General features: G+C 68.7%; 11 protein-coding genes. 8 read left to right on the top strand and 3 right to left on the bottom strand.

The genetic code is table 11. The features are described from left to right. Window positions 1–80 precede the first annotated feature (80 nt). Entirely contained in the window at window positions 81–926 is an 846-nt protein-coding gene (locus ACF08B_RS37965) for a hypothetical protein (protein WP_392321596.1), read from the bottom strand. A 472-nt stretch (window positions 927–1398) separates the two neighbouring features. Between ACF08B_RS37965 and ACF08B_RS37960 the strand changes: the two genes are divergently transcribed. The 4 genes from ACF08B_RS37960 (at window position 1399) to ACF08B_RS37945 (ending at window position 5585) form a co-directional block, all read left to right on the top strand. Then, window positions 1399–2157, top strand: coding sequence for a GntR family transcriptional regulator (locus ACF08B_RS37960; protein ID WP_392321595.1), 759 nt, complete (start codon window positions 1399–1401; stop codon window positions 2155–2157). Window positions 2158–2354: 197 nt separating this feature from the next. Beyond that, window positions 2355–4061, top strand: a complete 1707-nt coding sequence (locus ACF08B_RS37955) for a multiprotein-bridging factor 1 family protein (protein WP_392321594.1) — start codon at window positions 2355–2357, stop codon at window positions 4059–4061. A 42-nt stretch (window positions 4062–4103) separates the two neighbouring features. Then, a complete protein-coding gene (locus tag ACF08B_RS37950; RefSeq protein WP_392321593.1) occupies window positions 4104–5084 on the top strand; it encodes an asparaginase in 981 nt (326 codons plus the stop codon). A 27-nt stretch (window positions 5085–5111) separates the two neighbouring features. Then, window positions 5112–5585, top strand: coding sequence for a PPC domain-containing DNA-binding protein (locus tag ACF08B_RS37945; RefSeq protein WP_392321592.1), 474 nt, complete (start codon window positions 5112–5114; stop codon window positions 5583–5585). 1192 nt (window positions 5586–6777) lie between these two features. Here ACF08B_RS37945 and ACF08B_RS37940 read toward each other — a convergent pair. Continuing rightward, complete coding sequence (locus tag ACF08B_RS37940; protein WP_392321591.1) at window positions 6778–7071, bottom strand: hypothetical protein; 294 nt, start codon at window positions 7069–7071, stop codon at window positions 6778–6780. 637 nt (window positions 7072–7708) lie between these two features. Between ACF08B_RS37940 and ACF08B_RS37935 the strand changes: the two genes are divergently transcribed. The 3 genes from ACF08B_RS37935 (at window position 7709) to ACF08B_RS37925 (ending at window position 10972) form a co-directional block, all read left to right on the top strand. After that, complete coding sequence (locus ACF08B_RS37935) at window positions 7709–8440, top strand: hypothetical protein (protein WP_392321590.1); 732 nt, start codon at window positions 7709–7711, stop codon at window positions 8438–8440. After that, entirely contained in the window at window positions 8440–9282 is an 843-nt protein-coding gene (locus ACF08B_RS37930; protein WP_392321589.1) for a DciA family protein, read from the top strand. The genes ACF08B_RS37935 and ACF08B_RS37930 overlap by 1 nt, the downstream gene beginning before the upstream one ends. A 64-nt stretch (window positions 9283–9346) precedes the next feature. Next, a complete protein-coding gene (locus ACF08B_RS37925; RefSeq protein ID WP_392321588.1) occupies window positions 9347–10972 on the top strand; it encodes a hypothetical protein in 1626 nt (541 codons plus the stop codon). 226 nt (window positions 10973–11198) lie between these two features. Here ACF08B_RS37925 and ACF08B_RS37920 read toward each other — a convergent pair whose 3' ends face one another. Continuing rightward, window positions 11199–11774, bottom strand: a complete 576-nt coding sequence (locus tag ACF08B_RS37920) for a hypothetical protein (RefSeq protein WP_392321587.1) — start codon at window positions 11772–11774, stop codon at window positions 11199–11201. A 166-nt stretch (window positions 11775–11940) separates the two neighbouring features. Between ACF08B_RS37920 and ACF08B_RS37915 the strand changes: the two genes are divergently transcribed. Next, window positions 11941–12222: a hypothetical protein gene (locus ACF08B_RS37915; RefSeq protein ID WP_392321586.1), complete on the top strand. Its 282-nt coding sequence runs from the start codon at window positions 11941–11943 to the stop codon at window positions 12220–12222. Window positions 12223–12252 lie beyond the last annotated feature (30 nt).

Below are 12252 nucleotides of genomic sequence, written 5' to 3'. Positions count from 1 at the left end.
CAGGCTGTTCGTACGAGCAGCCGCGGCCCCGGCCTCCCCGATCGCTCGGGATGGCCGGGGCCGCGGCGGTTCGTGCGGTCCTACCGGGTGAGCTGCTCTTCTTGCGTGGCCAGGAGAGTGATCGCGCTCATCAGGTCGGCGCGCTCCCAGTCGGTGAGCTGCGGGGCGTCGGCCTTGCTCGGGTTGAGCGTCTGGATCAGCGCGGCCAGGGTGTCACGGACGCGCCGGAGGTCGGCGTCGGCGACCGACTCCGAGACGTTCTGCCACTGCTGCTCGTGCAGCAGGCGCAGGCCCCACGCGCGGCGGTCGTTCCAGTCCTCGCGGTCCATCTGTGCTTTGCGGCGGGCGGGGGCGAGGCGCTTGGCGTGTGCGGAGAGCTGGGCGAGGCGGCGGCCATCCATGCACCGGGAGGTGAGGTCGGCGGCGCGCAGGATGTTGCCCTTGTCGTCCTTGATGGAGCAGGTGGAGCAGCCGCGGACGTGGGCTTCGTCCAGCTTGCGGGCCGTCTTGTCGTCGACGGTGCCGCCGACGATCTGCATGACGGCGGGGGGCGCACCGGTCTTCGGCTTGCGGATCACGCGGGTGGGGCGTCGGCCGGCGGTCTGGGTGAGGCCCTCTTCCAGCCGCCGGAACCACTGGTCGACGGTGAGGTTGATGGTGACCAGGCGGTGGCTGCCGGGGCAGCGGATCGGGTCTTCGGTGCCGGCCTTCTCCGTGTGGTGGGGGACCAGCTTGGGCCGCGCGCTGTGCGGCGCGTTGATCGGCACCCAGGTGCGGCAGGTGGGGCAGACCAGCGTGGAGTAGGCGAGGTCGACTTCGTGCGGCTTGAGGGTGGAGACGACCAGCGGGGGGAGGGTGCTGATGGCGCGGGACCGGGCCCGGCGCGGACGCTTCTGAGCGGTGAGATCGCGGGTTCGCCTAGGCATGAGGGCTCCTTCTACGGAGTGACAGGGGCGCGTCGCAGGTGCTCTCTCCGCCCTTCAGGCCGCACGGCGAACCGGCCTCCTGAAGGACAGACAACGCATCAGCGCTGCGGGGTGGTACTCGCCGCAGATCATGGGCGGAGGAGTTAGAGGTGCCTCGGGCTCCGGCCACCGGGGTGGCTAGGGCTTTGGACTCCGGCCACCGAAGTGGCGATCTGCTGCGACGGTGCTTACGTGCCCTCAGCGAGCTGAGGACTACTTCGGCCGCCGTGGAGGGCGGACGACTACTGCGGTGGTGCGGTGACGCTCACCTCGTTACCGAGGTTGCTCTACAGTAAGAGCCATCATCGGTACCGATGTCAAGCAGTACGTTACCGAGGTTGTACTATGTCGCAGGTTTCGGCGCGATCAAGGCGTCCCCAGGGGGTTCTTCGGTAGCAAACGCCCTACGATCGCTACCGAGGTAGGGAGACGGATGACGGACGAGCCAGGCCCGAAGGGCACGAAGGTCCAGCAGATCGCGGACGCCCTGAAAGCGGCGATCGAGAGCGGGGAGTATGCACCTGGTGCTCGGCTGCCGGGTGAGAACGCCCTGGCGGCGCAGTACGACGTTGCGACTCTCACTGCGCGCAGAGCGCTCAAGATCTTGCATACCGAGGGCCTTGTCGAGAGCAGGAAGGGGGCCAGCGCTCGCGTTCTCTCTTTCCGCCCGATCAGACGCCGCGGCATTCCGCGGCTGGCCCGCGGGCAATGGGGAAGCGGGAAAACGATCTGGGCCGCGGACGACCACCGCGCTCCCGATGTCGGCCAGATCGCAGTACTGGAGAACGCGGATCCGCCCGCGCACATTGGTGACGTGCTTGACCTGGCGCCTGGTGAAACCGTCTGTGTGCGCAGCCGGCGGTACGTCATGGAAGGGCGACCGGTCATGGTCGCAGAGTCGTATCTCCCTCAGTCGTTGGTGGCGGGCTCGCCCATCACACAGGCCGACACCGGACCGGGCGGCATCTACGCTCGCCTGGCCGACCTCGGACACGCGCCAACGCGTTTCCGTGAAGAGATCCGCGTGCGTCTGCCATCTGCCGACGAAGCAGCTCAGCTGGCCATCCCCGCTGGCAGGTCCGTCATCAAGCTGGCACGCACGGCCTTCGACGCTGACGGGCGGGCGGTGGAGATCAACGAGATGACCATGGACTCCGCCGCGTACGTGCTGGACTACGAATTCGACGCTTGATGTCGCGCCACGGCATACGTGACACCGATCCTGCAACGCCTGGCGAGATTGCAGAAGTTGATGCATTTCGCCTTCCTGGAGCGGCCCTCTGATGGAATCTGGCCCTCCAGGTGTAAGCGTGATCTTCGACGGTTTCTACGTCTGGCCTGTATCCGTCGGACGGATACAGGGATTTGGATACATGGAGGGGGCCCAAAATGGGGCAGCGGCCCAATGTGCTGATGCCAGATCAGTCGCCCCAGCACCGTCTCGGTTACATGATCCGGGAGCTGCGCGAGGCGCGCAGCATGTCCATGCGGAACCTCGCCGCCAAGACCTTCGTTTCGCACTCCAAGGTGCAGCGATGGGAGAACGGCGATCGGCCCCCGAAAGACCGGAGCGAGGTCGAGCTCATCGACCAGGCGCTGGGCGCCGGCGGGCTCCTGACCGAGCTGTGGCAGGAGATCGACCGGGGTGTCACCGGACCCGGGCATGTATCCGATCCAGTGCTCCATGTATCCGATACATCGTCAGGCCTGGCCATGGCCCTGTCCCAGGCGGCAGCGTCGGACAGTGAGGGGATCTTCGTCCCTCGACGTCTCGACGATGGAACGGTGGTGCTCGTGGCACTCGATCGACGCGCGCTGTTGCGCGCCGGCGTGGGAATCGGCACGGCGGCGATGGCTGGCCTCCCCGCGCCGGCGGCCGCGGTGGCCAGCCCGGCTGAGGATCCCTTCGGGTTCGCGACAACTGCCTCCGAAAACTGGTCCGGGCTCCGGCTGTCGCGGCCTGTCCCGGACTTCGGGGTGGACTGGCAGGCCCTGCTGCCGGGTGGTCGGTCCATGCTCGGCTCCCAGCTCTCCCTGCAGGTCCACCCCGCACGCATCGAGGGGAGCCGGGTGATCGTGTCCATCCCCGATCAGCGGCGTGTGGAGGAGTTCCTGTCCCGACCGCACCGGAGCCTGCTGGTCGGAGCGGTCAGCACCGACGACGTCTCGCAGTTCTACGTCCTGGACGGGCGCGCAGCCCGTGGCAAGCTCGCGCGGAATGGCGGTGTGTATGAGGTCGCCGCGCCCGCCGCGTACGAGCTGGACGATCTCACCTACGGCATCCTGTGGGCCGTCAGCAATTACGACGACGCTCTCCAGGCCGATGACCAGGCGCTTTTTGAGACGCGCAGTGATCTCAAGGCGTATGAGCGGCTGTCCTCCTCTGCGGTCAGCCGGGAGGCGGCGCCCGGTCTGAATGGGGTGGCCCACATGTGGCTAGGCTCGGACTTCTGCGCCCGCCACATCCTCAAGGCGCTGCCGAAGCTCCCGGCGCTGCCCGCGTTCTGGACGCGGGAGCAGCGCGGTGAGGAGGCAAGCGCCTGGCTGATCTTCGATCACAAGTACCCGTATCTACGGGAGACCACGAAGGCGCTCGGCAGTACGAGCACTCGGGCCTTCTGCATCCCGGAGGAGGTGGTCCGCTCGTCTTTAAGGTACGAGCGGATCCTGCTGTTCCTGGCCGTGGCGTTGATGGAGTCGCTCGGGATCCACGCGCAGTTCACGTCCGATCCCGCGTACGAGGCTGTGGAGGGTTTCGTGGTTGCGCCCGACAAGGAAGCGGTGATCGCGAACTGGGTCCGCGGGGATGGCATGTGGCACGTCGACCTGACTGCCCGGGCCTCGGTCGTCCGCGAGTTCACGATCGCCGCGCGCGACGTCGACGCGGACTCGCTCACTTCGGCGCCGACGGCTGCCGGACGGCTGCGGGCTCTGGCGCAGTACCTCGATCTGCCGTGGCCCTGGTTGATCCAGCGGTGCAGCCAGCTCGCCCGGTACGGATCGTCTGGGCTGGTCCAGCCCCGCAGTCGGCTGGTCTCCGCATCCGGCGTCGATGCCGCATGCGCGTACGTGGCATCGCTTCCGGCCGATCACTGATCCCGCACCACCACCTGCCTGTTCATGAAGGGGAAAGAGGCCATGGCCGACAACGCCCGCCGCGTCGCAGTGATCTCACTAGGCGGCACCATCGCGATGACCGCGCAGACCGACGGCGGCGCGACGCCGACGCTGTCGGCCGACGACCTCGTCGCAGCCGTACCGGGTCTCGTCAACACCGGCATCAAGGTCGAAGTGCACGACTTCCGCCGTCTGCCCGGCGCCTCGCTGTCCTTCTCCGACCTGTTCGAGCTCGCCGCGACGATCGAGACGCTCGCGGTCGACGGCGTGGTCGTCACTCAGGGGACGGACACGATCGAGGAGACCGCGTACCTGCTGGACCTCGTCACCACCGGGGACATGCCGATCGTGGTCACCGGCGCCATGCGCAACGCGAGCATGGCGGGAGCGGACGGCCCCGCTAACGTGCTGGCCGCGATCCACACCGCAGCCAGCACCGAAGCACGAGGCACGGGCTGTGTGGTGGTGTTCGGCGAGGAGATCCACGCTGCCCGTTGGGTTCGCAAGACTCACGCCACAAGTCCCACAGCTTTCACCTCGTACCCCGGGCCGATCGGCTACGTCGCGGAAGACCGCGTCCGGATCCTGGCCCGCCCCAACGCGGCCCCGACGATCGACCGCCACCGCGCCGCCACTTCTGTCCGCACCACCGTCTTCACGGTCGGTATCGGAGACGACGGAACTCTCCTCCAGGCCCTCGGCGACCACGTCGACGGCCTAGTAGTCGCGGCGTTCGGGGCCGGCCACGTCCCGATGGCATGCGTAGACGCCCTCACCGACCTCGCCAAGCGCATGCCCATCATCCTGGCCACGCGCACCGGATCCGGTCCCGTTCTGCGGCAGACCTACGGCTTCCCCGGCTCCGAATCCGACCTGCTCGCCCGAGGACTGATCTCCGGCAGCACCCTGGACCCGGTCAAGGCACGCATCCTGCTGCACCTGCTACTGATGACTGGCACCGACAAGGAACAGATCACTCAGGTCTTCAACGCCCTTTCGTAACCGTCCTCACAGCCCCGGGATTTCATCTTGCGCAGCTACGAGCTCACCACCGGCCGGACCTTCGGCGTGACCTTCGACCACGGCGACGACTTCTTTCCCACGCTCGCCGACTTCTGCCGCCAGAACGGCGTGAAGCACGGCTACATCCCCATGTTCATCGCTGGCTTCGCCGAAGCCAAGATCGTCGGCGCTTGCGAGAAGCTGGAGAACCCCGACGCTCCCGTGTGGAGCAAGGTCCACCTGACCGGCGTGGAGGCAATGGGCTGCGGAACGCTCGCGTACGACACTGACACTGACACGGTCCTGCCGCACATCCACACCTCCCTCGGAGAGAAGGCCCGCTCGGCCACCGGCCACACCAGCCACCTGCTCAGCGCCCAGGTGCAGTTCCTTGTGGAGATGCTCGTAGTCGAAGTCACCTCGCCCGTGATGACCCGGCCCAAGAACCCCGACCTCTACGACGTGCCTTTGCTGACCTTCGATGAACGGAGCAGGCCGTGACAACAGGGCGTGGAGTACCGGGGCAGGTCTACGTAGTCGGATCGCCGGGCTCGGACATCGTCAAGATTGGCTACAGCAAGGCCCCAGGAAGAAGGTGGTTTCCCGCCTCACGGCATTCAGAGGGGCCCTTTGTGAACATCCTCTTGGATTCCAGGCCGCTTCCTGCTCGGATCATCTGCACTTGTCGTGTCATCAGCACAGTTGGTCCCTGTGAAGCACGAAATCAGCAAAGGGGTGTTGTAGTGATGGGCCGTCAGCGGTTTGCCGGTACGACACGTGCCCCCCGGGGCAGCGCTGAGTTCGGCGGGACCGGTACAGTGACCCGCAGCGTTGATCAAAAAGAAAAAGTGGCCCCGTCGACCGGCCTTGGCAAGCCGGGAGGGGCCACGTGGCCGAAGGACCTTGTAGGAGGGGTCCCAGGGCCTGCCGAGCACCCTTTTCGCGAGAAGGAAGGTGCCGACGTGATCAGGGTACCCGTACCCGTCACCCGACACACAGCACCCCGCCGTGGGGGCAGCAGCCATGCCGGTTGCTGGCCCTTCGACGGGGCGTTCGTGTTGCCTGCGCACACCCCGGAGCGCCCCTCTACTGAGGGGGTCGGGATGACGTAGTTCTCCGGGGGCGGCGCCTGCACTGCAGGACTTCCGGCCGCCCCGGGCTGCGGTCCCTGGTGATTGCCCGTCACCAGGTGCAGCGCCCATCTGCTCTCCGTGAGGTTGCCCGCCTCTTGGAGGAGCTGCCCGCCCCGGTTGCCGCCGGCTGCGAGCGGTTCGATCTCGGTTCTCACCAGAACCCGAAGCACCCCCGAAAGGGGCTTCAGCACGACCACCTTCAGAAAAGGAGGACGTCGTCATTCTGCACGACAGGTTGGGCTTTCGCCAGCCCACATACATCCGTTTTACGCCTGTTTGCGCGTCCGTGACGCCCCGTCTTGACGGATTTCACAGTCCGATTCATCCCGTAACGACCGCTCTAAAGCAGGGAGATGCGCGGCTTGCCACTGTCTGTCGTGCTCATGCAGCCGCGGGGGTGGCCCGGTGAGCGGCGTGGCGGCATCAGCCGCTGCGATGGTCCCTGCCCCCCGCCCGTCGATCGAAGGCGACGGGGCGGGCGTCCGGCCCGAGCTGAACGGGGCAACGCGAGTTCGCCGGCGACGGGTGCGTGTGCCGATGCGGCTGGTGTGGTCGCCGTTCTACCAGGACGTGGCGTTGTCGGTGTACGTGAAGGTGAAGGCGCTCGGGCTGCGGCCGGAGGGGTGCCAGGCGAAGTCCACGACGATCGCCGCGTATCTGGGGCTGTCGACGGCGTCGGTGGAGCGGGGGATGACGCAGCTGTGCCGTCCTGGCCCGGACGGTGTGGTGGAGCTGTTCTCGGATCGTCGGACGCTGCCGGGTGGTATGGGTACGTCGGCGTTGCGGGCGGTGCGGGCGATGACGCGTACGGAGGCGTTCGTGTGGCTGCCGGTGGCGGCCTCGGAGGACCTCACGCCCCGGCAGCTGCGCGCGTTCGCGTTGATCGCGTATGCGCAGGCGCGGGGGATCGCGCTGACGGAGGCGGAGCTGGCGGCTGGTCTGCTCCACCACTCAGGCAAGAAGGCGGGTCAGCCGATCTCGGTGACGGCGGCGTCGGCGGTGGTGGACGAGGTGGAGGCGGCGCGCTGGGTGACGGTGCAGCGGCGTGCGGGGGCGCAGGGTCGTCACCGGTACATCGCGCACGACATCGCTCCCGAGGCCCGTCCGGACGGTGGCTGCGCGGCGGTCGCTGGGGCTGCTGAGGCGGCTGTGACCAGTGGTTCTCAGGAGGCGGTCAGTTCCCAAGTTGGTGAGGGATCGGGTTCGCCGGTTGGTGAGGGATCCCTCGCGAATGAGGAATCACCTAGGACTGACTCACCGGATGACGAGCGCGCGTTCTTCTCATCCGCCGTAGGCGAGGTACTGGTAGTGGAGGGCGCTGGGGCTGCGGAAAACCCGGCCGACGCTGCTGCGCGTACGGAAGCCGGCGGTGGTCTCGCGCTTCGCGCGGGTGGAAACAGCCAGCCCTCCCTCTCGAAGCCGGAATCCGAAAAGCGCAGCAGCAGGGGCGGGGGGTCCGCGCGGTCGTCTTACGACGGACCGCGGCTGGCCATGAGCCCGCACATCTACGCCGTGCTGGAGCCGGTGCACCTGCTGCTGGGGCGGGTGACCAGTGACTTCGTCGCCCGGCAGATCGCTCGTGAGGTGGGCCGCCAGCTGCGCGAGGGCACCGACGCCGAACGGCTGCAGCACCGGCTGACCGTCCGGTTCGCCAAGGTGATGCTCTCGGAGATCCGCGACCCGGGTCGCTGGCTGCTGGGTGTGGCCCTGCCGCGCTGGGGCTGCGGCTACCAGGACTGCGAGGCCGGCGTGCTGTGGTCGACCGGCGAGGACTGCGAGGTGTGTGCCGAGATCGTCCAGGACAAGGCCGCCGCCCGGCGCCGTGCCCAGCGCATCGAGCAGGGCCTGTGTCCCGAGCACGGCACCCGTCCCGGCCCAGGCGGCCGCTGCGTCGACTGCGTGCTGGACGACGCGATCCACAACCCCGCGTCGGCCCCGGTCCCGGCGCAGCGCGAGCCGGAGGGTCCGCCGCGTGGATCCTGCGGGAACTGCGGCGCCCGGATCGTCGTGATCGGCCGCGCCCTCGAGGACGGCCTGTGCAAGCTCTGCCGGGAGGAGGCCGCCGTGCTGGGCACCGCCGTCGTGCCCGCGCCGACCGCACCGGCCGGGACGGAGACCTGCTCGGGCCGGGACGGAGACGTGCCATGCGGGCGCAAGCCCCTGCCGTCGCGCAGCGTCTGCGGTGTCCACCGCGTCCAGGAGCTCGCCGGGGAGGTCGCGTGATGACCGAGAACCCACAGCTCAGTGGCGTCGACCTGGCCCGCGTCGCACTGCGCGCTGCCAAGGTGGCGGCGCAGAAGAACGGCGGCGGCCGTACGGCGCAGCAGAAGCCGCGCACGACCTGGGTGGTCCGGCGCGGCGGGCGCGAGCCGATGGGCCTGGGTACCGCGATCGGCGCGCTGGTAACCGAGCGGGCCTGGGAGCTTCCGGCCGCCGGCGCTTCGCTGCGCGCGCGGTGGGAGGCCATCGCACCCGAGCTCGCCGGGCACGTCGCCGCCATGTCGTACGACGCCGACTCCGGCCGGCTCACCGTGTGCCCGGAGTCGGCGGCCTGGGCGACGAAGGCCCGGCTGGAGCGGACCCGCATCGTCGCGGCCGCCAACGCGTCGGCGGGTCGGACGGTCGTCCGGTCCCTGCGGATCCTGGCGCCCGGCGCGGTGGCGGTGCCCGAGCCGGCCGACGTCGATCCGGAGCCCTCGGCCGCGCCCGCCGGGCCGCCGCGTACTCGTGAGACCGCCTCGGACGGCTACCGCCGCGCGCTCGCCGCGCACCAGGAGGTGGCCCGGCCCTCCCGCGTGGAGCCGGGCATCGCGGAGGCGGTGGAGCGGCAGACCGCCGCGATGCGGGAGCTGAGCCGCCGGGCCTTCCCCGAGCCAAATGTCGTCACGGACGATGTGCCGACCTCGATCGAGCAGGTGCGCCTGGAGCGCCGCCGCCAGGCGGCGGCCACCGAGGCGGCCGCACTGCGCCGGGCCCGGGCCGAGCGCGCTGCCCGGAAGGGACAGGCCACGGACGGCGTGATCGGCGGGGCGGCGAGGGCATCACAGATGGGGCGTACGGCCTGAGTCGAGCCGAGAGGCGATCTGGTTGGTGAACTCCGCTGGTGACACGATGTGTTGGCAGGATGGGATGGGGGAGTTTGTGCGCACGGACAGGCGACGAATTCAGACGGCGGTGCTCGGCGGGGCGGACTCGGATGAGCCGTTGATGCTGCCGATGGAAGCGATCGAACTGGATGCATTCCGCCGCGCTCATGAGGACGACACCTTCTGGTGCGGGATTCTGCTTGGCGGCTGCGGCGGGCAGTTGACCACGAAGCTGTACACGGACCGGGCCTGTCATTTCGCCCATCACCCGGATCCGGACGGGCTGCCGCATGTGTGCGGGCGCCGCGCCAGCGGCGTGGACAGCGCAGACCACCTCTATGTGCGGTCGGCGGCCGCGGCCTGGCTCGCCAGCCGCGGGGAGCAGGCCACGTTCGAGTACACCCGCATGGAAGGTGCACCGATCGGGTCCGTCGTGGATGTGCGCTGGCGGCATGGCGCGCTGCGGGTGCACCTGGACCGGTCGGTGGCGCCGGTGTGGGACGACGGCCTGGAGCCGGTGCTCGGCCTGGGCATCCCGGTCGACCGGGACACACTGATCCGGCGTTGGTACGTGCACCGGATCCGCCTGGACAGTCAGGGAACGAGTAGGCGGGTGCGGATCGGTACCGAGGCCTTCGCGCGGCCCACCGAGTGGTTCGCCCTGGAGGAGTGCGAGGTGACGGAGCGCGGGCTGTCGACGCCGGCGGTCCAGCGGATCATCCAGGACCGCAGCGCGGCGGCGCCCGCGAAGTGGACGCCGGGGCAGAACACGGAGACGGCACAGGACACCCGGGCGCGGGAGCTGCTGCGCAAGCTGCTCTACGCCCGCCGGACCGAGTCCATCGCCCTGGCGGATTCGGTGTGCCGCGAGATGCCGGAACTCGCCGGCGTGAGCCCGCGGCTGCAGGAGCAGCTGGATGCCGCCCTGCGCTCCGGCCTCCTCTGGATCGAGAAGGAAGTCGGGGCCCGCAGGGGGCTGTTCGCCAGCCTGGAACAGGCGGTGGCTGAGAAGCGGGCCGGGAAGGTCAAGAAGCTGTTGCGGCATGCTAAAACGGCCGCCAAAGTAGCCTGTTCAGAGGAGGAGAGCCGCGTGATCGACGCGGCTGACAGCTGCCTCAACGCCATCGCGGCGGCCAGGAGCCAGCGCCTGAACACCCTCCTCGACGACCTTGACCAACTTCCCCCCGACCCAAACCCGGACGTACTGCGGATCAAGGTCCGTGAGCTGCTCCGGGCAGCGAGTGAGGCCGGCAGTATCGGGCCGCATCGTCGAGCAAAGGTCGAGGCCTGGAGGGAGCGGGTACGTCACACCGCAGGTCCTCTCCAGCCCGGACAAGGGAAGCCGCTTCCGCAACTCCATCGGCAAGTTACCCGGAAGAGGTGGCTGGAGAGGCGCTGCCCGCGCTGCGGGGCGGACAGCGGCCAGCAATGCGCCGTCGACACCACGCCCGGTGAGATGCGGCGGGTGCCGCACGACGAGCGGCTGAAGCCGATCATCGACGAACGCAGGGACCAGCAACGGTTGCGGCGGCCGTGGCGGGTGTACGAGGTGACCTGCCCCGACTGCGGCCAGGAACCCGAGCAGCGGTGCACCACGTTGGGCGGCCCGCACCGCTCACGGGTCGAACTTGCCAAGGAATACACCCGATTGAAGAAGGCTCACTCGTAGCCAAGCCGGATGCCGAGTGCGCTCTGCCCGCCGGATCCCACCAGGCACGGCGGGACATCCTCAACCGTCACATCGAGGGCCGCAGCCACCGAAGATGATGGGTGCAGCCGCCGTCGATGCCCAGCCCCTTACGCGTGGGGAGCGACCGCCACCTGTGGAGGTGCCCGCCACGGCTCTGTCCTGACGAGGCCAGCGCTGGTCGAGCCGAGCACCGCGGCGGGCGGCGTCAGTCAGAGTCCAGAGCGGCAACAGCCTCCTTCGGTGCTTCGATGCGCTGCTCCACGAACGCCCACCCGCCGTCGGGGGCTGAGTACGGCGTGCCGGGTGGGACCGTCAGCCACACCGAACCGTCATCGTCAACGAGCAAGAACCCCTGGGAGTGCAGGGAGTGCAGCGATTCAACGGCTTCGTCCTCGGTGATGTTCTGGGCAGCAGCCGCATCGGCGGCCATGCCGGACAGACGTGCCGCAGTCTCCAGATGCCGCGCTGCGTCCACGGGGATCTGCTTGCCGTAGATCTCTGCGTACTGCAGGAGAGTCCTCATCGTGTTGGCTTCGCCGGAGGCAGGGCCGAAATGGGCCTCCACAACATCGATCGGGCGGACACCCTTCATGCCCTGGGGAACGGTCGGCCGAGCCCACTCGCGGTAGAAGGCGCCGGGTGGTTCGAGGTCGTACAGCGCCGCCGGCTTACGCGGACGCGGTGTGTGTTTGGGCTGCGGACCGATCCGTTCGGAAGCCGCCGCCCGGCGCGCGGCCTCCCGGGCTCGCCGCTGGGCGGAATCATTGCGTTTACGTGCCATGTCCTGCGTAACTTCGCAGGAACACCGCCGGTTCGCGCACACCACACGGACAGCCCAGTCACTGCCGTGGACACCACAGCGGCGAACATCGACATGGCCAACGACACGCCATCGGTGCAGCCTCAGATCAGCTGAGTACGTTCGGCAACCGCTCTAGCCTGAACGCATGGCCTTGAGCACCGATGAGCGCGCACTGCTGACGCTGATTGCCAAGTTCCCCGAGCCGGTAGTGATGTCCGACTTCTTCCACGAGCTGAGTCCGCCGGCACCGGGCATGAACGAACACCATCCCGGCCACGAAGAGTGGCTGCTGCGCCAGATCGAGTGGCACCGCGCATCCCTTCACCTCTGGCAGCAAGGCCTCGTCCGCGTCGTCGTCCCGGCCAACGGGGAACGCGGTGACATGGTCGAACTAACCGAGGCCGGGATCATCGCCCTTGCCGCATGAGGCCCGCATCCACTCAGACGCCACACCGGG

The organism is Streptomyces sp. NPDC015139 (assembly GCF_043079785.1).
GTDB classification, from domain to species: domain Bacteria; phylum Actinomycetota; class Actinomycetes; order Streptomycetales; family Streptomycetaceae; genus Streptomyces; species Streptomyces albidocamelliae.
Note: the sequence above shows the minus strand (reverse complement) of the source record. Positions and strands in the feature narration are given on the sequence as shown.